Origin of the sequence: Parafrankia colletiae, assembly GCF_001854655.1 — a bacterium.
GTDB lineage: Bacteria > Actinomycetota > Actinomycetes > Frankiales > Frankiaceae > Parafrankia > Parafrankia colletiae.
The window spans coordinates 76,413-98,874 of the sequence record NZ_MBLM01000163.1; the positions used below are offsets into that span (position 1 = coordinate 76,413).

Genomic DNA, 22,462 nt, shown 5'->3' on the forward strand with positions numbered 1-22,462 from the left:
CCGGGTCAGCTCGTCGGGACAGCCGGCCGGGTCAGGGCGTCGGGGCGCCCTGGGCCGTCTGCGCCAGCCAGGCGACAAGATCGCGGGTGACCGTGTCGGGATCCTCCTCGTGGGGGAAGTGCCCCAGCCCCTCGTAGGACCGCCAGGTGTAGGGCGCGGTGACATGGCGGTCCGACCCGAGGGCTGTCGAAAGCAGGAAGCAGCGGTCGAGGCAACCGTGCAGCTGCAGGGTGGGGACCCGCACCGGCGTCCGCAACAGCTCGGCGAACCGTGCGCCGTCCGGGCGGAACAGGGATCGCACCGCCCACCGGTGGTACTCCAGCGAGCTGTGGGCGACGCCGGGGATCCGCATGGCGCCGCGGTACCGCGCCTCCGTGTCCGGAGCCGGGTAGCCCGGCCCGCCCCAGGCCCGCAGCAGCTCGGCGACGTGGGCCGCGCCGTCCGCRACGAGCCGGCGCTCGGGCAGCCACGGCAGCTGGAACGCCCCCAGATAGCGGCTGGCCAGGCCCTGCCCACCCGGATCGGCGGCGATCTGGCGCCGGATCCGCAGCGGGTGCGGCATCCCGATGACGGCGAGGCCGCGCACCACCCGGGGCCGGCGCACCGCCGTCGTCCAGCCGAGAAAGCCGCCCCAGTCATGGCCGACGATCACCGCTTCGCGCTCGCCGAGGGCCCGTACCAGCCCGGCGACGTCGTCCGCCAGGGTGAGAGCGTCGTAGCCCCGGGGCGGCTTGTCGCTGGCGCCGTACCCGCGCAGGTCCGCGGCGACGACCCGGTAGCCGGCACGCGGGAGGTCGCGCAGCTGCCAGCGCCACGTCCACCAGAACTGCGGGAAGCCGTGCAGGAGGAGGACGAGCGGCCCCTCGCCGGCCTCGGCGACATGCAGGCGGGTCCCGTTGGTCGAGACGTCCCGGTGCCGCCATGGCCCGTCAACGAGGACGGTGGCGGGCTCGGGGGGGGCATCCTCCATCGCCTGCAAGGATGGCAGACCGGCGGACATCGCCGGGGAGGTGGTGTGCGGGCCCGGGACGGCCGCGCCGCTCAGCCGGCGTGCCCGCCGCCCTGCTTCGCCCGTGCCCTGCCAGCCGGGCTGCGCAGCAGGGTGACATCGTCACGCACAGTCTGGATGGTCCGTTCGGGCGGTGACAGCTTCTTCAGGCGGGTCACCGCGAAGACCGACAACAGCCCCGCCAGCGCCAGATAGAGCAGAGCCGTGAACAGGTAGGCCCAGAAACGCTCGAGACCGGCCCAGGTGAACAGCTCACCGATGAAGATGGTTCCGGCGATGAGCGCGCCGAGCCCCAGGCCGGCCGCCGCCACGAGGAAACCGATCCCGAGCCCGGCGGACACCGCCTGACGGGCGAGCTCGGCCTTCGCGAGCTCGATCTCCTGGCGGACCAGCAGGGACACGTCACGGGTCGCCAGGGCGACCAGCTCCCCCAGCGTCGGCTGCTCGCGCTCCGCCCCCGAGCTGTCGGTCCTCATCGGCACACCGGCCCTCCCTCGTGAAACCGGCCCGCGACCCGCCGATCAGGTCCGGTACCGGCGGCGTTCTTCAGCCGGGTGCGCGGGCATCGCCGCGCGGCCCCCGCCCACGCGGACGGCCCCGTCCTGATTCCCTGTGCACAGTGTGGCCCGCAACGAGGGGACAGGCGCGGCAACACCGCGATCGAAAGGTGTGATGCGAGGGACGATTCGCCCTGGCACTGGTCGTGGTCCCGGTGAGGCCAGCCCCGGCAAACCCGGGCGGGGTAGCGTCTGCGAGGTGACAGCACGTTCGGCAGTACCTGTCGCCGCGGCGGACCCACTGAGCCAGGTTGCGGCGATTCCCGGCGTCGGCGACGCCGCGACGGCCGCCCGCGCCTCCGTGGACACCCTCCTGCGGCACCGCATCCTGCGCCGACGCAGCGCGGAGGTGACCGCCGAGGCCTCACTGCGCGCCGCCCGCGCCTCCGCCGCGCTCGAAGGCCACGACGTGCCGCTGGACGTCCTGCGAGCCCACCTCGGCGATCAGCTGCCCGCCGGTGAGGCGACCAGCGGGGCTGCCGTGGGCCCAGCCGGCTCCGCCGGTGCCGACGCCGGGGCCGACGCGGAGAACCTCGGCGTGACGTTGGGAGCGGTCCGGCTCTACGCGGAGCTGGGCACGCTGGCACCCGCGTGGGAACGCGCGCCGCGGCAGGCACTGGCCCGGATGCATCTCCTCGCCGGGCGGGGCCTGCTGCCCGACACCGTGTTGGGGCGGCCCCGCACCGCCAGCAGCGATGCCGTCGCGGGGGGCAGGGCCGTCGCCGGAGGCGGTGAGCCGGTGTTCGCCGGGGGGCTGGGCCTGCCGACGGTTTCCGCCCTGGAGATGTCGGCGCGCCTCGACGGGCTCACCGCGGTCCTCACCGCCCCGACGGCGGCCCCGGCGATCGTGGTCGCCGCAGTGGTCCACGGCGAGCTCCTCGCGATCCGTCCGTTCGGGGCCCTGGACGGGATCATTGCCCGGGCGGCCGCACGGCTCGTCCTGATCAGCCGCGGCCTGGACCCGAAGGCCCTGGTCGCCACCGATGTCGGGCACCTCGAGCTGGACCGGCCGGCCGGCGGCACGGGGACCGACGATGGCGACGAGCCGGCAGGGGCGTACAGCGCGGCGCTGGCCGCCTACCTGGCCGGCGGGCCGGACGGCGTGGGCACCTGGGTACGGCACTGCGCAACCGCTGTCGGGCTGGCCGCCCGGGAGTCGCTCGCGGTGTGCGAGGCGCTGTCCCGCGGCTGACCGCCACGAGGACCAATTTTTATAGCACGGTCCCGCCCGCACCGAAGATCCACACCTGCCAGGGGCCCTGGCGCATGGTGGCCGCACACAGCCACCCGCGCCGAAGGGACGGGCCCGCCATGACCCCAGCGAAGCCCATCACACCCGCGGACGACGCACCGCGCGGACGTCCGCTCATCGTCACCGACTCGCCGGACCTGCTCGACGACCTCCTCCGGCTCGCCGCCGCCGCCGGCGCCACCGTCACAGTGGTACCGACCGCCCGTGCAGCGGGCCGGTACTGGGCGAACGCGCCCCTCGTGGTGGTCGGCGCCGACCGGGCCGCGGCCTGCGTCGCCGCGGATCTGCCGGCTCGTTCCGACACCGTTCTGGTCGGCACCGACGTCGACGACCGTCGGACCTGGAGCCTGGCGCTCCTCCTCAACGCCGAGCACGTCGTCTTCCTGCCCGAAGCCGAGACCTGGCTGGTCAACCTCCTCTCCCGCGCGGCGGACGCGGCCCGGAGCCGGTCCCGGACCGTGGGCGTGCTCGGTGGCCGCGGTGGCGTGGGCGCCACCACCCTGGCTGCGGCGCTGGCGCGGGCAGGGCTGCGACACCGGGTCCGCTCGGTCCTGCTGGAGATGGACCCGTTCGGCGGCCTCGCCATCGGCCCGGACGGTTCTCCGGGCAGCGACAGCACGCCGGCGGGCGGTGTGCATGGCGGCCGCGGCAGGCGTGGTGTGCATGGCGTCCACAGCCGGGACGGCGCCTCCGCCGGGCAACCCCGACCCAGGCCGGCTTCCGAGCAGGTCCCCGGGTCCGGGTCGGTGTCCGGGTCGGTGTCCGGATCAGCGCCAGGGGCCGGCTCGGGGCCGCTCGACGGTGACGACCTCCTCGACCACTTTCTCGCCGGGCCGCCGATGCTCGGCGGTGACCTGCCGGTGTTGTCCTGGGACCGAGACCAGATCCCGGTCCTGTCCCCGCCGGCCGTCAGCGCACTGTTCGCCACCGCGCGCGGCAGCGCGGATCTGATCGTCGTCGACCTTCCCCGCTCCGCCGATGCCGCAGCCGACGTCGGCCTGTTCCTGTGTGAGACGGTCCTGATCGTCGTGACCGCTGATCCGCCCGCCTGCGCGGCGGCCACCCGGATCGCGGCGCACGCGACACGTACCTGCTCGGACGTCCGGCTGGTCGTACGACTGCCCGAGCCGAACCCGACGCGGCACGCCGCAACCGGCCTCGCCTCCCATGCCCGGCCCGGTGAGTCTGCCGATGCGGCGCTGGCCCACACGGTCGCCGCCGATGTCGGCCTCCCGCTCGGCGGAATGATCCGGCACGAGCCGGCCGCGACTCCCGCGGTGATGGCCGCTCTGGACCGGCGGGCGATGACCGGACCCGAGGGAAACCGTCCGACCACACGCCGACCCCCGGGCGATTCCGGTTCAGATCCCACAGACGGGACCACAGGACGTCCCAGCAAGGACGCGGTCGCCGGGGCGGAACCGGCCGCCGGAGAGTCGATCATTCAGTTCAGCGACCGTTTCCTGGCGGATCTCGGTCTCAGCCGCGGGGAGCACCCGTGAGGACCAGCCGTTCGCTCGCCGACCCACGGCAGCGGCCGGATCCCGGCCCGCCACCCGCGGCCGCCCCACCCGAGCCAGCCCCCGCCGGACCACGGCGGCCATCCGCCCCGGCCCCGTCGCCCGCTCCGCTGCCCGCCGCGACGCGGACCGCTGGGCGGCAGACGTCCAGTCCGCCCTCCGTGGCGGGCGGCATGCCCCTGGCCGCCGGGAGCGTGCTCTCGGCGCATCTGGACCGGCTGGGGCCGCTGGCAACCCTCCTCCGTGACCCTGAGGTGACCGACGTTCTGGTCAACAGCCCGGACAAGGTCTGGATCGAACGCGCCGGCCGGCTCCGCCTCACCGGTGTGCGGTTTCCCGACGACGGCGCCGTCCGTGCCCTCGCCGTGCGACTCGCCGCCGGCGGCGGGCGCCGGCTCGACACCGCCATGCCGTTCGCCGACGTCCGGCTGCCCGGCGGAATCCGGCTGCACGCGATGCTCTCCCCGCCGGCCCTCGGTGGCACCTGCCTGTCCCTGCGCAGGCCGCGCCCCCAGCCGTTCACACTGGCCGACCTCGCGGCGGCAGGCACGGTGGGGCCCGACGCGGCGGCGATGCTGCGGGCCGTCCTCGACGCCAGGCTCACCGCACTGATCAGCGGTGGGACCGGGACGGGGAAAAGCACCCTGCTCGCCGCACTCCTGGACGCCGTACCTGCCGCGGAACGGATCGTGCTGGTGGAGGACACCGCCGAACTCGTCCTGTCCCGGGTCAACGTCGTCCGGATGGAGGCCCGGCCCGCCAACGTCGAGGGCGCCGGGGAGATCACACAGCGGGACCTCGTCCGGCAGTCGCTGCGCATGCGGCCCGACCGCCTCGTCGTCGGGGAGGTGCGCGGGCCGGAGGTCCTCGACCTGCTGATGGCGATGAACACCGGTCACGAGGGCGGCCTGGGAACGGTGCATGCCAACGCCGTCGAGACCCTCCCGGCGCGGCTGGAGGCGCTCGGCACGCTGGCCGGGCTGCAGCGCGCCGCCCTGCACAGCCATCTCGCCGCGGCTGTCCAGGTAGCCATCCACCTCGGGCGTGACGGCGCCGGCGCCCGCCGCGTGGTCAGTATCGGTGTGCTGCGCCGTGGTGCCGACGGACTCGTCCAGGTCGTCCCGGCGCTCGTCGCGGGCAGTGGGCACACCGCGTCGCACAGCCGTCGGCGAGACGAGCACAGCCCCGGCCGACCCACGGCAGCCGAAGGTCTCCCGGTGCTCCTGCGCCTCCTCGAGGATCGCGGCGTGCGCCTCGCACCCGCCAGGTCCACCGCACCGGCGGCACCAGGCCTGCGCGGTGCGCGGTGATCTCCGGTGCCGGGCTCACCCGCCGTGCCGCCCAGGCCGGTGCGAGCCTCACGGCGACGGCTCTCGGCGGGCCGTTGGCGGGGCTCGCGGTCGTGCTGGTCTGCTCCGGGTACCGCGCGGTGCGCCGGTGGGCGCTCGCCCGCTACGAGGCCGAGTTGCGGGGGGCGGCGGAGGACGTGCTCGGCGCGCTCGCCACCGAGCTGGACGCCGGCGCGGCGCCGGGCGACGCGTTGCGGACGGCGTTGGCCTCGGTCGGCAACCTGCCGGCGCATCCCGCCGGCGAACGACACGGCTCCGACCCCGGGCCGGTGGTCGTACCGCCCCGGGCCGGGAACAGCCCGGCGGCGCGCGGACGTCTCCGGGCCCGGCGGACCTCGCGCGCGCCGCGCAGGCCGTCGGGCGGCTGGCTCGACCTGCCGCGGCTACAGGAGCTGCTGGTCAGCGCCGACGATCCGACCAGGCTGCTCGCCCGGTGCGACGCGGCCGCGCTCCGGCAGCTCGCGACCGCCTACCGGGTGTGTCAGCTCGCTGGCGTACGGCTCGCGCCGGTCGCGACAATGCTCGCCGACGCCGCCCGGTCGGACGCGGCTCGGGCGGACGAGCTCGCGTCCGCGCTGGCCGGCCCACGCTCGTCCGGCCGCCTTGTGGCAGGGCTGCCCGTGCTCGGCGTGCTCCTCGGTGTGCTTCTCGGCGCCTCACCTCTGGTGGTCCTGGTGACGCCACCGATCGGGACGGCGTGCCTGGCCGCGGGGGTGCTGCTCGACCTCACCGGGCTGCGCTGGCTGCGCCGGATCGCGGACGGCGTCCAGGCCCGGGTACCTCCGGTGTGTGCCGGACCAGTCGGGCCCAGGCAAGGCCGGTCCTCGCGGAGCCGGTCTCTTCCAGGCAGGGCGGCGTCCCGCGAGTACCGGCGCCGGCTGCTCGCCGACCTGCCACTCGCGCTCGACCTCGTCGCCGCGTGCCTGCGCGCGGGGGCCACCACGCAGCACGCGCTGGAAGTGGTCGGGGCGGCGACAGGCGGCCCCGCCGGGGCGCAGCTACGGGCCACCGGCCGCGCCATGCGGCGCGGCCTGCCCGCGGACGAGGCCTGCCAACGGCTGCTGGACGCGGTCGGCGCGCGACGCCCGGCGGAGTCCTCGGGTGGGCGCCGGACCGGTGGTCGGCGACATCCCCGGCCGCACCGCGTCGCCTCCCGACCTGCGCGGGCGGTGTGGTCGGGCACGCTCCCGGGCAGATCCAGGCCGGCGCGCGGGCACGAGACACGGGCGGTGCTGGCCGCGGTCGCGGCCATCGGTCGGACCGAGTCCTCCGGCGCAAAGCTCGCGACGACGCTCACCAGGATCAGTGCCCGGGCCCGGCAGGATGCCCACGCCGCGGTCATCACCGCGGCGCGGCGGGCGGGTGTGATGGCTGTCGCTCCCCTCGGGTTGTGTTTCCTACCCGCCTTCCTGCTGCTGGGAGTCGTGCCGGTCGTCGTCGGTTCCGCCCCGGACCTCGGTCCGGGTCTGCCGTTCCCCGGTCGTGGCTGAGGCCCACCGCCTCCGTCCCCGCGCCAGCCGTCCCCGCGCCGCGTCGGCCATGCACGCGCCCCGCGCCCCGCGCCGCGCGCGTCGGGCGCGTCGGGCGCGTCGGGCGCGTCGGGCGCGTCGGGCGGGCGCAGGGCTGTGGACGAGATCGGGCTGTCCACAGGGACCGCGTGTCAGGCCTGGCCGAGGCGTCCACGGATGACGATCAGTGGGCACAACCACTCGATCGTCCCGACCCTGACCCGGAGGCCAACGATGTGACTCCTGCTCCCCCTGTTTGTCCTGGCGGCGTTCCTCACCGTCTCGCAGCCGCCCCGTTCCCGGCTGCCGCTCCACCCGAGGCTGCCGACTCGCCCAGGGCTCACCTTCGGCTCGTGGCTTCCGTCCCGCCCATGGCGGCCTGCCCGCGTGGAGGAGCCGCGGCGGCGTCCACCCAGGCTCTCGAGCATCCGCTCTGGTTCTGCCGACGCGGGGATGTCGACAGCCGAGTACGCCGTCGGCACGCTCGCCGCCGTCGCCTTCGCGGGGGTGTTGTACGCGGTGGTGTCGAGCTCGGCGACCCGGTCCCTGATCTCCTCAGTGGTGCAGCGCGCGCTGACGGTCTCGTTCTGAGCCCATGTCGATGAAACCGGCCAGGCTGGCGACCAGCCGCGACGACAGGGACCAGGGCCAGGTGACAGCCGAACTCGCCATGGGCCTGCCGAGCCTGGTGGCCGTGGTGTTCCTGCTCCTGTGGATGATCAGCGCGGTGTCGGCGCAGACGCGGTGCGCCGAGGCCGCCCGGCTGGCGGCCCGGGCCGCCGCCCGCGGCGAGACGCCGGCGGCGACCCGCGCCTGGGCACTGCGGGCCGCCCCGCCCGACGCCGTGATCGACATCGAGGAGGTCGAGGGAGGCGTCCGCGTCCGCGTCACCGCCACAGTGGGGGCGGGTGGGGCGGGTGCGATCGCACCGGCGGTCACGGTCTCCGCGTTCGCGGTCGCCGCCGTCGAGGCCACGGCCCGGGAGCGCGAACGGTGACATCGACCGTCCCGGGCGCATCGCCGCCGGCCACCGACCAGGGCTCCGCCACCATCTGGCTGCTCGGCGGGCTTATGGTGCTGATCCTGGCGGGGTCGACGGCGCTGAGCCTTCTCCAGGTCGACTCGGCCCGCCAGCGGGCGGCGACCGCCGCGGATCTCGCCGCGCTCGCCGCCGCGGCGGACCGCTCGGCCACAGCCGACCTCGCCTGTCAGCGAGCCCGGGACACCGCCCACGCGAACATCGCGCGGATGACGTCGTGCGAGATCGACGACACCGGCGTCATCGTGGCCGTCGAGGCGGATCTGCCCGGTCCGCTGCACGCGTTCGGCCCGGCGCGGGCCAGAGCCCGCGCCGGGCCGTGGGAAGGGGCACCGAACGCCTACACGGCGGCCACGCCGACGCGAGTCGGCGCCGGCCAGCCGGAGGGTCAGCTCGTTCGGGCGCCGGTGGTGGACGCGGGGGTGCCGGCGGGCTTGCCGCTCTCCGACGTGTCACCACCAGCCGCGCCGTCCGCGGGACGCGACTCGTGCTTCTTCCGGCGCAGGTCGGCGACCCGTGCGACGACGCGGTCAGCACGCGGTGTCGGAGGCTTCGGCTCAGCCGGCCGTGGGGAAGCACCCCCCGCCCGGCCGGCGGGCGGCGCGGACTGGGCGGCGGGGACGACGGGGCCCGGCGCCGTCGCCGCGACAGCGGGGCCGGCCTGCTGCGCGGGCGAGCTGGTCACGGCAGCCGCGGGCCGGGCGTCCCGCGGGCTGGCCGGCCCGGTTGCCCGGGGCCTCGCCGCCTCCGGCGTGTCGGGGCCAGGGCGGCCCATCGACAGCGGTTCGGTGGGCACGGTCGCGGAGCCGGCTGCCCGACCAGCCGGGGCCGAAGCCGGGGGCGGAGGCGGCGCGGCGGCGACGCGGGGCGCAGCGGTGGCGCGAGGCGCAGCGCCGGGAACGGGCATGCCGGCAGGCGCATCCGCGGTTCGGGCCCGGCTCGGCGCCGGCCCCGGGCGCGGGTTCGTGCCGGCCTGTCCCGTACGGGCGGGAGCGGCACCCATCGAGGCCGGCACCGGGGTCGGGGCCGTCCGTGCGGGCACTGGCTGCGGCGCCGGCACCGCGCGGGTCATCGCCGCCAGGTCCCGGGCACGCTGGCGCTCTTCTCTGCGCCGCTGCCGGTCCCGTGCGAAACCCTGCAGCCCGATCTGCACGCCGGCAACCACCAGGACGCCGGTGGCCAGGCCCAGCACGAACAGGCCCCAGATGTCGAAGGACAGCGACTGCCCCATGATCATTACTTCGGTCTGGCCGGAGTTCTCCAGCACGATGTCGGCGGTGAGCACACCCGCCAGTAGCAACAGGACCACGCCGACGGTGACCACCGGGACCTCCAGATTCCTGCCGTGATTACGGGACACCAGACCGCTTCGCGTATCCGACAGAGGGCGGTCTACCCCCGATACGGTCGTCTGCACCCCCAGCCCACGAAGGTGTCTATTCCTGTCGAGACTCCAGCGCTTTCTGCCGGCCGCCGTCCACCGCGGCGAGCAGAGCATCCAGCAGCCGCACGGCCGCCGCCTTGGCGAGGGGCTCGTTGCCGTTTCCGCACTTCGGTGACTGCACACAGGACGGGCACCCGGCGGGGCACTCACACGCGGCCACGGCGTCCCGGGTCGCCCCCAGCCACTCCGCCACCCGTTCAAAGCCCCGCTCGGCGAACCCGGCGCCACCCGCATGGCCGTCGTAGACGAAAACGCTGGTCAGGCCGGTGTCCGGATGCAGAGCGGTCGACACTCCGCCGATATCCCACCGGTCACAGGTCGCGAACAGCGGAAGCAGGCCTATCGCCGCGTGCTCGGCGGCGTGCACCGCGCCGGRCACGTCGGCGGACTCGATTCCAGCCGCCGCCAGCAGGTCGTCGGTCACGGTGTACCAGACGGCCCTGGTCCGCAGATGGCGCGGCGGCAGGTCGAGCGGCTCCCGCCCGAACACCTCGCCGGTGGCGAGGCGGCGTCGCTGAAAACCGGYCACCTGATGGGTGACCTCCACCGTGCCAAAGTGGATCTCCACAGCGCCGAACCGGGCAGCACGGGTGGATTCGACGACCCGGATGTCGGTGTGCTCCCGCGCGACGGTCGTCCAGTCCGGCGACGCCGCCTCGACGAACGCGACCGCGTCCTCGAGGTCCAGCTCGGCGACGATGAAGGTCGCACCCTGGTGCACGTAGACCGCCCCCTGGTGCACCGTCGAGTGCGCGGTCGCGGCGTCCTCGGTGCCGAGCAGGCGGCCGGTTCCCGCCTCGACGATCCGGACCGGAGGCCCGCCGGCCCCCCGGATGTCGACATCCGGTCGGTGTCGCTGGGTCCAGAACCAGCCGGTGGGTCGGCGCCGGAGCTGGCCGCGGCGGACGAGGTCGTCGACGGCCGCGCGGGCGCCGGGGCCGAAAAGCGCGAGATCGTCCTCGGTCAGCGGCAGCTCGCTGGCGGCGCACTCCAGATGCGGCATGAGTACATACAGGTTGTCCGGGTCGAACACGCTGGCCTCGACCGACCGGCCGAAGACGGCCTCCGGGTGGTGCACGAGGTAGGTGTCCAGCGGGTCGTCCCGGGCGACGAGAACCGCGAGTGCGCCCTGCCCGGCCCGGCCGGCGCGGCCGGCCTGCTGCCACAGCGATGCGAGCGTCCCAGGGAAACCGGCGATGACGGTGGCGTCGAGCCCGCTGATGTCGACGCCGAGCTCCAGCGCCGGCGTGGCGGCCACGCCGAGAAGCTCGCCGGTCCGCAGCCGGCTTTCCAGATCGCGGCGTTCCTCGGCGAGATAGCCGGCGCGGTAGGCGGCGACCCGGGTGGCCAGATCCGGGGAGACCTCGCCCAGCCCGCGCCGGGCCGCCGCGGCGACGACCTCCGCAGCCCGCCGCGACCGGACGAACACCAGCGTCCGCGTGCCGTCCGCGACGAGATCGGCCAGCAGGTCCGCCGACTCGGCGGTCGCGGCCCGCCGGACCGGCGCGTCGTTCTCCCCGCGCGGGACCGGGAGGTCCGGCGCGCCCCCGCCAGAGCCGTCGGCCGTGGAGCCGTCGGCCGTGGAGCCGTCGGCCGTGGAGCCGTCGGCTGTGGAGCCGTCGGCTGTGGGACCTGCGGGTGGAGTCGGCAGGCGGGAGCCCGCACCGAGCAGCGGAGGCTCGTAGAGGGCGAAGTCCATGGGCCCGCGGGGCGAGGCGTCGGTGTCGACCACCTCCACGTCCACACCGGTCAGCCGGGAGGCCGACATCCCCGGGTCGGCGACGGTCGCGGACGCGAGGACGAAGACCGGTCTGGATCCGTACCGGGCGCAGACGCGCCGCAGCCGGCGCATGATCAGCGCGACGTGGGCGCCGAACACACCCCGGTAGCCATGACACTCGTCGATGATCACGTATCGCAGACCGCGGAGGAACGGTGCCCACCGGCGGTGGCCAGGCAGGATCCCCCGGTGCAGCATGTCGGGGTTCGTCAGGACGAACGTCGCGTGCGCCCGCACCCATTCACGCTCGGAACCTGGCGTGTCGCCGTCGTAGGTCGAGGCGCGGACGCTGGTCAGCCGCAGTGAGCGCACCGATCGGAGCTGGTCGTGGGCCAGTGCCTTGGTCGGCGCCAGGTAGATCGCGCGGGCCCCCGGCTCCGACAGCAGGCGGGACAGCACCGGCAACAGATAGCCCACCGATTTACCGGAGGCGGTGCCTGTCGCAAGCACGACATCACGGCCCTCGTGGGCCGCCTGGGCGGCTTCGGCCTGGTGTGCCCACGGCTGCTCGACACCCGCGGCACGCAGTCGGCCGACCAGAACCGGGTCCGCCCATTCCGGCCACGGCACGGCCTGGCCCCGGCGAGCCGGCACGTGCTCGACATGAGTGATGTTGCCCGCCCGGCGGCTGTCTCGGGCGAGTCGGGACAGGACGCTGCCGGCGCGGGAGAAGTCCTGCGCAGCGGCCGCCGACGAACCCACGCCCGCCACGATAGGCCGTCCCGGACAACCCACGTGTCCCACCACCGCCGGGGTACGGCGGCCACGGCGGACCTTGACGGTCACGGCCCTAGATCGGCGATAGCATCATCCGAGGTGCACCGTCCCGGACGGGGAAGGGCCGCGTGACAGCGGCTCTCCGCCGGCCGCGCCGAATGCCGGCGCGCTCCGTGTTGCGGGCTACCGGATTGATCCTCCTCATGGGAGGGTAGTGCCGCCGTGATGTCGGTTGCCCGAGGCGCGGGCGCCGGGAAGAACCACTAGGAGGATCCGTGGATCTGTCCCTCACGACTCGCCAGGAAGGGACCCACACGGTCGTCGTGGTGGGCGGCGAGATCGATGTGTACACCGCCCCCAAGCTCCGTGAGCAGCTCATCGACCTGGTCTCGGCCGGGTCGTACCACCTGGTGGTCGACATGGAGGGCGTGGAGTTCCTCGACTCCACCGGCCTCGGCGTTCTGGTCGGYGGTCTCAAGCGGGTGCGCGCGCACGAGGGTTCCCTGCGCCTTGTCTGCACCCAGGAACGCATTCTGAAGATCTTCCGCATCACCGGACTCACCAAGGTGTTCCCGATCCACTCCTCCGTCGAGGAAGCCCTGGCCGCCCGCGACTGAGGCAGCTTTCTTCGCCGCGTCAGGTCCCTTCGCGAAAGGCAGGTCTCCGGACGCATGCCCACCGTCGAGTTGTGCTTCGCAGCCCTGCCCGGCCATGTCCGCACCGCACGCATGATCGCCACCGCGGTCAGCCGGCGGGCGGGAGTGCCGGCCGGGGCGGTCGACGAGATCAAGCTGGCGGTCGGGGAGGCGTGTGCCCGGGCCGTCCGGGTCAACCGCCGGAGCAGTCCCCAGGCACTCGTACGGGTGGAGCTGACGGACTCCGCTGAGACGTTCACGGTCGTCGTCTCCGACAGCGGCACCCCGGGCGACGAGATCGCCCCGGGGCCGGACGGTGGCCTGATCAGCGTCGACGCCCTCCTCGGCCTCGAGAACCCGGCGGGTCCGGAAGCGTCGGTCCTCGGCGTTCCCGACCTGCCCGGGGATGCCGACTCCGACCAGCCGTTTCCTCCCGGCCTCGGGCTGGCTCTGATCGAAGGGCTGGTGGATGAGGTGGCCATCCGGCGAGGCGCGGACGGCACGGGAACCGTGGTCGAGATGACCTGGCACACCGGGGAACCGGCCGACGACACCGACATCGACTCCGCCGCGTACGCGGCGCTCGCCGCCGAGATCGCCGGTTCGGCCCGCCGGCAGGCCTGAACGGTCAGCCTCTCCTCACCGCCCACTGGGGGTCTCCGGAAACCCGGAGGCCCCCAGTAACGCGTCCGGCTCCGGTTTCGCGGAGGCATCGCGGCACCCGTTCCGCCGCACGCGAATCGTCACCAGGTGCGACCAGTTACGGACAACTGGCTGCCACCCCTGCCACCCCTGCCAGCCGAGAGCCGCGGACTCTCTACAACAAAACCAACAGACCCGGCCAGTCACAGCCGAAAAACCCGCGCACGTCACACACCTACGGATAGACTCCGCCGCATCTCGCCGACGGTTGATCGGAGCCGTCGGTGTTTCCCTTGGTGTTCCCTGTGGGGTCCGGTGCCCGGGCCACAGGCAAGGGCCGCATGGGTGTTTGCCGCGCGGGCGGGACAGCGGCGCCGGTGGGACGGCGTCCGCTTCCTCGCCGGAGTCACCTCCGGCGACCGCCCGGCCCGCACCAGACGGCCCGCGCCCGCTGACCGGTACCGGTCCGCCACCCAGAGCGTCGTCGGATGCGACGTCATGGCTGTTGCCGACGAGTGGTGGGGAGTGGGCGGTCGGCGCCCACCCTCACGCTGCCGCGGCGGCAGAGGGTGCACATGACAGACCGGGAGGAGCCATGTCCCCGATCCACACCCTACAGGGCGATAACACTCCTATCGACCTTAGCGGTGGAGCTGTGGGGTTGGTCGCCGGTGTGGCGATCATCGCAGCGCTCGCGCTGCTGGTGGCCGGATACCTCGTGCGCGAGGTGCTGGCCGCGAGCGTCGGCACACCGAAGATGATCGAGGTGGGAAGAGCGGTTCAGGAGGGAGCCGCGGCGTACCTCCGACGGCAGTTCCGGACCCTCGCCGGGTTCGTCATCGTCATCCCCTTCGTCCTGCTCCTTCTCCCCGCGGACGACACCGGTGCCCGGGTGGGCCGTTCGGTGTTCTTCGTGCTGGGCGCCGTCTTCTCGGCGCTGGTCGGTTTCGTCGGCATGTCCCTGGCCACCCGTGCCAACACCCGCACGGCCGCGGCGGCAATCGAAAGCGGTGAGCGCGCCGCGATGCGGATCGCCTTCCGCACCGGCGGTGTGGTCGGGATGTTCACCGTCGGTCTGGGCCTGCTGGGCGCCGCGGTGGTGGTTCTGGCCTTCCGTGACACCGCCCCGCAGGTACTGGAGGGGTTCGGCTTCGGAGCCGCGCTACTGGCGATGTTCATGCGGGTCGGCGGCGGCATCTTCACCAAGGCGGCGGACGTCGGCGCCGACCTGGTCGGCAAGGTCGAGCAGGGTATTCCGGAGGATGATCCCCGCAACGCGGCGACCATCGCCGACAACGTCGGCGACAACGTCGGCGACTGCGCGGGAATGGCCGCCGACCTGTTCGAATCCTATGCCGTCACGCTGGTCGCGGCCCTGATTCTCGGGGTGAAGGCCTTCGGCGAGAACGGGCTGGTCTACCCGCTGCTGATACCAGCAGTCGGCGTGATCACGGCGATCATCGGAATCTTCGCGGTCTCGCCTCGCCCCGGTGACCGCACCGGCATGACCGCGATCAACCGCGGTTTCTTCATCTCAGCCGTGATCTCGGCCATCGGCGTGGTGATCGTCTCTCTGCTGTACCTGCCCGGAAGCTTCGCCGAGCTCCCGGGAATGGCCGGCAGCACCCAGAGCGGAAACCCCCGGGTGATCGCGATCAGCGCGGTGCTCATCGGCATCGTGCTGGCGGCGGCCATCCAGCTTCTGACCAGCTACTTCACCGAGACGAACCGGCGTCCGGTGCTGGGGGTCGTCGAGGCGTCGACGACCGGGCCGGCGACGAACATCCTGGCCGGTATCGGCGTGGGCATGGAGTCGGCCGTCTATTCGTCCCTGCTCATCGGGGCGGCCGTGTTCGGGGCCTATCTGCTCGGGTCCGGCAGTGTCACGATCGCGTTGTTCGCGGTGGCGCTGGCCGGCACGGGACTTCTCACCACAGTCGGCGTMATCGTGTCGATGGACACGTTCGGGCCGGTCAGCGACAACGCCCAGGGAATCGCCGAGATGTCGGCCGGGCCGGAGGGGATCGACGAGCGCGGCGCGGCGATTCTCACCTCGCTCGACGCGGTCGGGAACACCACCAAGGCAATCACGAAGGGCATCGCGATCGCGACCGCGGTCCTCGCCGCGACCGCCCTGTTCGGGTCGTTCACAGACACGGTGACGACAGCGCTGGCCGACGCCGGCGTCGCCCCCGAGATCGGCCGGGGCACTGTCGGTGGTCTAAATGTGGCCTATCCCGATGCACTGGTGGGCCTGATCATCGGTGCCGCTGTGGTCTTCTTGTTCTCCGGACTGGCCATCAACGCCGTCGGGCGGGCCGCCGGGCGGGTCGTGACCGAGGTGCGCAACCAGTTCCGCACCCGACCGGGGATCATGCAGGGCACCGAGAAGCCCGACTACGGCGCCGTCGTGGACATCTGCACCCGGGATTCGCTGCGGGAGCTCGTGACACCCGGAACCCTGGCGGTGATGGCGCCGATCGCGGTCGGGTTCGGTCTGGGCTACCCGCCGCTGGGCGCCTTCCTCTGTGGGGCGATCGCCGGCGGCGTCCTGATGGCGGTCTTCCTCGCCAACTCGGGCGGTGCCTGGGACAACGCGAAGAAGCTCGTCGAGGACGGCCGGTATGGCGGCAAGGGCTCCGAGGTACATGCCGCCACCGTGATCGGCGACACGGTGGGTGACCCGTTCAAGGATACCGCCGGGCCGTCGATCAACCCGCTCCTCAAGGTCATGAATCTGGTCAGCCTGCTGATCGCGCCCCTGGTGGTGAAGTTCTCGGTGGGCGAGGACGAGAACACGCCGGCACGGATCGGCATCGCTCTGGCGGCCACCGCGGTGATCATCGCTGCCGTGGTCGTCTCCAAGCGGCGGGGATCATCCGTCGGCGACGGACCCCCGGTCACCGCCGCGCCGCCGTCCCGTTCGCCGGAGTCGGACTCGGAGGTCCGGGTCTGACCCGGACGCCCGATGTGATCCGGTCCGGGCGCCGGTGCCGGTCAGACGACCGCCACCGGCGCCCGGTCGCACGTCCGGGCTCCGCGACCCGATCAGGCCGGGTGGCCCGCTGAGACGCCGGGCAGGGCACAGCGCGGGCGACGCGGCGGCGGGCGGCGCGGCCGCCGTCGCGCCACTCGGTGCGGGGAGATCCCTTTGACGCTGGACCAGTCGGCGCCTGCCACGGCACGATGGTGCGGTCGGTGGCCGGTGCGACCACAGAGAGAGAACTCGCTCGGGCCCCGACGGCGGACGGGGGGATCCCTCCAGCGACACACCGGCGTACGGTGCTCCCTGCGGCCGATTCCGGCAGCGGGAGATGTCCGGTCGCGCCGGGCCCGCGTCCACGCCCACGGAGCGGGAGACGCCAGCGCGCCGTACGACGGCCCGGGCGGGCATTGGAGCAGACAGAGGTAGATCACACGAGGGTCAGCGAGGCTGGAGCAACAGTCACGGTGATCCACCGGATGCAGCACGCCGTATCGAGGAGAGAAGTGCCACCGCGCACGAATTCGACGAGCCGGACGACCGCGGGTTCGCCGACGCCGGTCGCCGAGCCTGCCGACCGCGCCGAGCCTGTGGGCGCGACCGCGACCACCGCCCCGGCCGGCACGGCCACCGCGGCAGCCACGTCCGCGTCCGCCACCGCGGCCGGCGCGGCCGACGTCCCCAGCGAGCGCGCCCCGGACGGCTCCCCGAGCGGGGGGCGGTCGGCCAGCGGGCGCCGCGCGGCGCGCCCCGCGGCGAAGGTGGACGGAACCCGCCTTGTGATCGTGGAGTCGCCCGCGAAGGCGAAGACGATCGCGGGCTACCTGGGCCCCGGCTGGCAGGTCGAGTCGAGCATCGGTCACATCCGGGACCTGCCGCGCAGTGCCBCCGACGTCCCCACCGCGCACAAGGGCAAGCCCTGGGCCCGCCTGGGGGTGGACGTCGACAACGGCTTCGAGCCCCTCTACGTCGTCAGTCCGGACAAGAAGGTGCAGGTCAGCAAGCTCAAGTCGCTCGTCAAGGACGCCAGCGAGCTCTATCTCGCGACAGACGAGGACCGAGAGGGCGAGGCGATCGCCTGGCACCTCCTGCAGACGTTGAAGCCGACCGTCCCGGTCAAGCGCATGGTCTTCCACGAGATCACCCCGCAGGCGATCCAGCGTGCCGTCGACAGTCCTCGGGAGATCAACGAGAACCTGGTCAACGCGCAGGAGACCCGGCGGATCCTGGACCGGCTCTACGGCTACGAGGTCTCCCCCGTGCTGTGGAAGAAGGTCATGCCGAAGCTGTCGGCAGGGCGGGTCCAGAGCGTGGCGACCCGGGTCCTCGTCGAGCGCGAGCGGGCCCGGATGCGGTTCCGAACCGCCGAGTACTGGAACATCGAGGGCGTCTTCCAGCAGACCGCCGGGCACGACGGAGCCGCACCGGACCGGACCCCCCTGCCCGCGACGCTCGTCGCGTTGGACGGGCGGCGCCTGGCCAGCGGCCGCGACTTCGCCCCGACCGGCGAGCTGACGTCCGACGCTGTCGCCCTGCTCGACGAAGCGGGCGCCCGGGCTCTCGCCGCCCGGCTGGCCGATGCGGCGTTCGCGGTGCGTTCGGTGGAGACGAAGCCCTACCGGCGCTCGCCATACCCGCCGTTCATGACGTCCACGCTGCAGCAGGAGGCCGGGCGCAAGCTGCGCTTCTCGAGCCAGCGGACGATGCAGGTCGCCCAGCGCCTGTATGAGAACGGCTACATCACCTATATGCGGACGGACTCGACGAACCTGTCCGAGACCGCGCTTGCCGCCGCCCGGGACCAGGCCCGCACGCTCTACGGCACCGAGTACGTTCCGGACCGGCCGCGCGTCTACGCGAAGAAGGTCAAGAACGCCCAGGAGGCACACGAGGYCATCCGGCCGGCCGGCGACCACTTCCGGACACCGGGCGAGGTGCGCGGGGAGCTCGACGGCGACTCGTTCCGCCTCTACGAGCTGATCTGGCAGCGCACGGTGGCCAGCCAGATGGCGGACGCCCGCGGCACCAGCGCCACGATCCGCCTGGGCGCGCGGTCCTCCGCCGGTGAGGACGCCGAGTTCTCGGCGTCCGGGAAGGTCATCACCTTCCCAGGATTCCTGCGGGCCTACGTCGAGGGCGCCGACGATCCGGACGCCGAGCTGGAGGACCGCGAGCGGCGGTTGCCGGACGTCCGCCAGGGCGACGCGCTGGACACCCGCACGCTCACGCCGCGGGGGCACACCACCAGCCCGCCGCCACGGTTCACCGAGGCGAGCCTGGTCAAGACGCTGGAGGAGCTGGGGATCGGCCGGCCGTCCACGTACGCGTCGATCATCGGAACGATCCAGGACCGCGGCTACGTCTGGAAGAAGGGCTCGGCCCTGGTCCCGAGCTTTGTGGCCTTCGCTGTGGTCGGCCTGCTCGAGGATCACTTCGCCCGGCTCGTCGACTACCAGTTCACCGCCTCGATGGAGGACGACCTCGACGCGATCGCCGCGGGCACGGCGGCGTCCACCGACTGGCTGACCGGCTTCTACTTCGGCTCCACCGAGGCGGACGGCTCGACCGGGGTGGAGGGCCTGAAACACCTGGTCGGGGAGCGGCTCGGCGAGATCGACGCACGCGAGGTCAACTCGATCCCGCTGGGCAAGGCCGAGGACGGTGCGACTGTCGTCGTGCGGGTGGGGCGCTACGGCCCGTACGTCCAGCATGGCGAGGGCCGCGCCAGCGTTCCGGACGAGGTCGCCCCGGACGAGCTCACGGTCGAGCGGGCGCTGGAGCTGCTGGCCGCGCCGAGCGGTGACCGGGTCCTCGGCACCGACCCGGAAAGCGGTGCCTCGATCACCGCGAAGGCCGGCCGATACGGCCCCTACGTGACGACGGACGGCGAGCCGCCGCGCACCGCGAGCCTGCTGCGCACCATGTCCCTGGAGACCGTGACGCTGGAGGACGCGCTGCGGCTGCTCACGCTGCCCCGGGTCCTCGGTGTGGGCGAGGACGGGGCGGAGGTGACGGCCCAGAACGGGCGGTACGGGCCCTATGTGAAGAAGGGCACGGACAGCCGGTCGCTGGAGTCCGAGGAGCAGCTCTTCACCGTCACCCTCGAGGAGGCGCTGGCGCTGCTGGCCCAGCCGAAGGCACGCGGGCGGCGGCAGGCCGCGCAGACGCCACCGCTGCGCGAGCTGGGGAAGGACCCGGCGACCGAGCAACCGATCGTCGTCCGGGAGGGGCGTTTCGGGCCCTACGTGACCGACGGCGAGACGAACGCCAGCCTGCGCAAGGGCGACGCGGTCGAGACGATCAGCACCGAGCGGGCCGCGGAGCTGCTGGCGGACCGCCGGGCCCGGGGCACCACGACCACCCGGCGGACCACGAAGTCCACCGCGAAGGCACCCGCCAAGAGCACAACCAGGACCACAGCCAAGTCGCGCTCGACCGCCAAGAGCACAGAGAAGACCCCGGCGAAGCCGAAGTCCGCTGCCAGGAGCACGGCGGCGGGCAAGGACAAGCCGGCCAGCACGGCGAGGACCACATCCAGGACCACGTCGAGAGCTGCGAGCGCCGGCAAGGATGCGAGTGAGCCCTCGGCCACGACGGCGGCCGGCGGCGGTAGCGACAGCGACGGTGGCACCGGAGCCACCGGAGCTCCCGGAGCCGCTTCCGGCGGCTCGCGACGGTCCGGCTGATGGATCTGCCCGTCGGCGAAAGCCGCGGCGATCTGGAAGGCACACCGATACAGGTCCCGGCTGACGGGCCCGCGGCGAGCGTCCCCACCCCGGCCGACCGGGAGCAGCGACACGAGCAGGATCGGGGACAGGAGCAGAACTCGGCCAACCGGGACCGGGCGGGCGCCGGCGCGCGGCGGCGGGCCCCACGCATGCGGGTCCGCCGGCCGCTCAGCCGCCACCCGGTCACGACCGTGCCCTCACCGCCRCCGCGGTCGCGCACCTCCGACGGCTCGGACAGCGATGTGCGGGCCGTCCTGCGCATCCCCGAGTTCCGCCGGATGTGGATCCAGCTCAGCCTGTCGAGCCTGGGTGACTGGCTGGGTCTGCTCGCGACCACGGCGCTGGTCACCGAGCTCACCACCAGTTTCTCCGGCAAGGCGTACGCGATCGGCTCACTGCTGATCGTCCGGCTGCTGCCCGCCCTGGTGCTGGGCCCGCTCGCCGGTGCGATCGCCGACCGCCTCGACCGCCGGCTGACCATGGTCGTCACCGACGTCCTGCGGTTCGCGCTGTTCCTGTCGATCCCGATCGTCGGCACGCTCGAATGGCTGTTGATCGCCTCCTTCCTGGTCGAATGCGTCAGCCTGGTCTGGGCGCCGGCCAAGGAGGCCTCGATCCCGCACCTGGTCCCGCGTAACCGGCTCGCGGCGGCCAACACGCTCAGCCTGATCACGACCTACGGCACAGCCCCGCTCGCGGCGGCGATCTTCACGCTGCTCGCCACGGTGTCCCGCGCCCTGGCACCGAGCATCAGCTTCTTCGAGGACAGCTCGCTCGACATCGCGCTGTACTTCAACGCCGCCACGTTCCTCGGCTCCGCTGTCGTGATCTGGGGTCTGCGCTCGATCGGCCGCGCGGAACGGCCCGAGCACGGCTCCGAGCCGGGCTTCTTCGCCTCCATCACCGAGGGCTGGAAGTTCGTCGGCCAGGACCGGCTCGTCCGCGGGCTCGTCGTGGGCATTCTCGGCGGTTTCGCCGGGGCCGGCTGCGTGGTCGCGCTCGGCAAGCTCTACGTCGAGCTCCTCGGCGGTGGCGACTCCGCCTACGGTGTGCTCTTCGGTGCCGTCTTCATCGGTCTGGCGAGCGGGATGGCCGCCGGGCCGCGGCTGCTCGGCGACTACAGCCGGACCCGCCTGTTCGGCGTCTGTGTCACCGGCGCGGGTATCACGCTGGTCATCGTCGCGATCATCCCGAACCTGGTGATCGCCTGCATCCTGGTCGTGCTCGTCGGCGCCTTCGCCGGCGTCGCCTGGGTCACCGGCTACACCCTGCTACAGGCCGAGGTGGCCGACGAGCTGCGCGGCCGCACGTTCGCGCTGGTGCAGTCGCTGGTCCGGGTGGATCTCCTGCTCGTCCTGGCGGCCGCCCCGGGCCTCGTGGGGCTGATCGGATTTCACGAGGTCCACCTGTGGGGGGACATCAACGTCCGTGCGGACGGGGTCACCGCCGTGCTGCTGGGCGGCGGGCTGCTGGCCGTCGCCGTGGGCCTGTTCTCCTACCGGCAGATGGATGACAAGGTCGGCGAGGCCGTCCTGCCGGAGCTGTGGAACGCGGTGCGGGGACGTCGATACCGCCCCAGTCGGCGGCCCCGGCACGCCGGGCTGTTCGTCACCGTCGAGGGTGCTGTGGGTGCCGGTACGGCGACGCAGCTCGAACTGCTCGAGGAGTGGCTCGCGRCCAGCGGGCGCGAGGTCGTCGTCGTCCGGGAGAAGAGCGGGACCCCACTCGGGACCGGCCTGCGCGAGCTGCTGGACGACCCGTCCACCCGCCCGAGCGTGCGTACCGAGGCCCTCCTGGACGCGGCTGACCGGGCCGAGCAGGTCGCGCGGATCATCGAGCCCGCGCTCGCCCGCGGCGCGATCGTCCTGACCGACCGGTACGCGGACTCCTCGATCGCCTACCAGGGGGCCGACCAGCGCCTCGACCGCAACGAGCTGGCCGTGCTGGCCCAGTGGGCGACCCATTCGCTGCTGCCCGACGTCACGATCCTGCTGGATCTGCCGCCCGACCTGGCGCCGACGCCGGACGGCGCTGGCACCGACACCGGCACCGACACCGGCCCGGCTTCGGCGGCGTACCAGCAGCGGGTACGGGAGCAGTTCCGCCGGCTCGCCGAGGAGGATCCGGATCGGCACGTCACCTTCGACGGCACGCTGTCCGCGCAGGAGCTGCACCGTAGGATCCGCCCGCTGATCGCCGGCCGCCTCGTCAGAGGGACCGAGGCCGCCGCCGTCTGACGGCGCCCGGACGTCGCGGGCTGCCAGGGCCACCCGGGCAGGCAGCGCAGGGGTGGACAATG

The 22,462-nt window shown here is 73.4% G+C and carries 15 protein-coding genes and 1 pseudogene; 12 read left to right on the forward strand and 4 right to left on the reverse strand.

Annotated features, from left to right (window positions below):
- Positions 1-31: 31 nt before the first annotated feature.
- Together CC117_RS30270 and CC117_RS30275 are read right to left on the reverse strand one after the other, a co-directional pair.
- Positions 32-970 (reverse strand): alpha/beta fold hydrolase, encoded by a 939-nt coding sequence (locus tag CC117_RS30270; RefSeq protein WP_071090650.1) that lies wholly within the window; start codon positions 968-970, stop codon positions 32-34.
- Between the two features lie 71 nt (positions 971-1,041).
- The gene (locus CC117_RS30275; protein WP_071090653.1) at positions 1,042-1,485 is read right to left on the reverse strand and encodes a phage holin family protein; all 444 of its coding nucleotides are present in this window, start codon (positions 1,483-1,485) and stop codon (positions 1,042-1,044) included.
- 280 nt (positions 1,486-1,765) lie between these two features.
- Between CC117_RS30275 and CC117_RS30280 the strand changes: the two genes are divergently transcribed.
- From CC117_RS30280 to CC117_RS40750, 7 genes and pseudogenes are all read left to right on the forward strand, one after another.
- Positions 1,766-2,758 (forward strand): hypothetical protein, encoded by a 993-nt coding sequence (locus CC117_RS30280; protein ID WP_071090655.1) that lies wholly within the window; start codon positions 1,766-1,768, stop codon positions 2,756-2,758.
- A gap of 119 nt (positions 2,759-2,877) precedes the next feature.
- On the forward strand, positions 2,878-4,320 hold the full coding sequence (ssd, locus tag CC117_RS30285) for a septum site-determining protein Ssd (protein WP_071090658.1): 1,443 nt from the start codon (positions 2,878-2,880) through the stop codon (positions 4,318-4,320).
- 191 nt (positions 4,321-4,511) lie between these two features.
- Positions 4,512-5,648, forward strand: coding sequence for a TadA family conjugal transfer-associated ATPase (locus CC117_RS30290; protein WP_071091161.1), 1,137 nt, complete (start codon positions 4,512-4,514; stop codon positions 5,646-5,648).
- A complete protein-coding gene (locus CC117_RS30295; RefSeq protein WP_071090661.1) occupies positions 5,645-7,177 on the forward strand; it encodes a type II secretion system F family protein in 1,533 nt (510 codons plus the stop codon). Before CC117_RS30290 ends, CC117_RS30295 begins: the two co-directional genes overlap by 4 nt.
- 405 nt (positions 7,178-7,582) lie before the next feature.
- Positions 7,583-7,786 carry a DUF4244 domain-containing protein gene (locus CC117_RS35520; protein WP_084133033.1) on the forward strand — a complete coding sequence of 68 codons (204 nt, stop codon included), beginning with the start codon at positions 7,583-7,585 and terminating at the stop codon, positions 7,784-7,786.
- Between the two features lie 10 nt (positions 7,787-7,796).
- Complete coding sequence (locus tag CC117_RS30300) at positions 7,797-8,192, forward strand: TadE family type IV pilus minor pilin (protein ID WP_241830562.1); 396 nt, start codon at positions 7,797-7,799, stop codon at positions 8,190-8,192.
- Positions 8,189-8,542: pseudogene (locus CC117_RS40750) on the forward strand (Rv3654c family TadE-like protein); the annotation flags it as partial. The gene CC117_RS30300 and the pseudogene CC117_RS40750, both read left to right, overlap by 4 nt.
- Before the next feature lie 80 nt (positions 8,543-8,622).
- Here the strand turns inward: CC117_RS40750 and CC117_RS39540 are convergent.
- Both CC117_RS39540 and CC117_RS30310 read right to left on the reverse strand, forming a co-directional pair.
- Complete coding sequence (locus CC117_RS39540; protein WP_241830563.1) at positions 8,623-9,558, reverse strand: hypothetical protein; 936 nt, start codon at positions 9,556-9,558, stop codon at positions 8,623-8,625.
- A gap of 112 nt (positions 9,559-9,670) precedes the next feature.
- Positions 9,671-12,169 (reverse strand): DEAD/DEAH box helicase, encoded by a 2,499-nt coding sequence (locus CC117_RS30310; protein ID WP_116287937.1) that lies wholly within the window; start codon positions 12,167-12,169, stop codon positions 9,671-9,673.
- A gap of 281 nt (positions 12,170-12,450) precedes the next feature.
- Between CC117_RS30310 and CC117_RS30315 the strand changes: the two genes are divergently transcribed.
- The 5 genes from CC117_RS30315 to tmk all read left to right on the forward strand — a co-directional run bounded on the left by CC117_RS30315 (position 12,451) and on the right by tmk (position 22,400).
- Complete coding sequence (locus CC117_RS30315; protein ID WP_071090670.1) at positions 12,451-12,792, forward strand: STAS domain-containing protein; 342 nt, start codon at positions 12,451-12,453, stop codon at positions 12,790-12,792.
- 54 nt (positions 12,793-12,846) lie between these two features.
- Positions 12,847-13,434: an ATP-binding protein gene (locus tag CC117_RS30320; protein ID WP_071090673.1), complete on the forward strand. Its 588-nt coding sequence runs from the start codon at positions 12,847-12,849 to the stop codon at positions 13,432-13,434.
- 613 nt (positions 13,435-14,047) lie between these two features.
- Positions 14,048-16,408 (forward strand): sodium-translocating pyrophosphatase, encoded by a 2,361-nt coding sequence (locus tag CC117_RS30325; RefSeq protein WP_071090676.1) that lies wholly within the window; start codon positions 14,048-14,050, stop codon positions 16,406-16,408.
- Between the two features lie 533 nt (positions 16,409-16,941).
- Complete coding sequence (topA, locus tag CC117_RS30330; protein WP_071090679.1) at positions 16,942-20,121, forward strand: type I DNA topoisomerase; 3,180 nt, start codon at positions 16,942-16,944, stop codon at positions 20,119-20,121.
- Positions 20,121-22,400, forward strand: coding sequence for a dTMP kinase (gene tmk / locus CC117_RS30335; RefSeq protein WP_071090682.1), 2,280 nt, complete (start codon positions 20,121-20,123; stop codon positions 22,398-22,400). The genes topA and tmk overlap by 1 nt, the downstream gene beginning before the upstream one ends.
- Positions 22,401-22,462 lie beyond the last annotated feature (62 nt).

Bases quoted from the DNA above. Each gene is read 5' to 3' on its own strand.
- CC117_RS30275 (WP_071090653.1), bottom strand. From the start codon at position 1,485: ATGAGGACCGACAGCTCGGGGGCGGAGCGCGAGCAGCCGACGCTGGGG.
- ssd (WP_071090658.1), top strand. From the start codon at position 2,878: ATGACCCCAGCGAAGCCCATCACACCCGCGGACGACGCACCGCGCGGA.
- CC117_RS30290 (WP_071091161.1), top strand. From the start codon at position 4,512: ATGCCCCTGGCCGCCGGGAGCGTGCTCTCGGCGCATCTGGACCGGCTG.
- CC117_RS30300 (WP_241830562.1), top strand. From the start codon at position 7,797: ATGAAACCGGCCAGGCTGGCGACCAGCCGCGACGACAGGGACCAGGGC.
- CC117_RS30320 (WP_071090673.1), top strand. From the start codon at position 12,847: ATGCCCACCGTCGAGTTGTGCTTCGCAGCCCTGCCCGGCCATGTCCGC.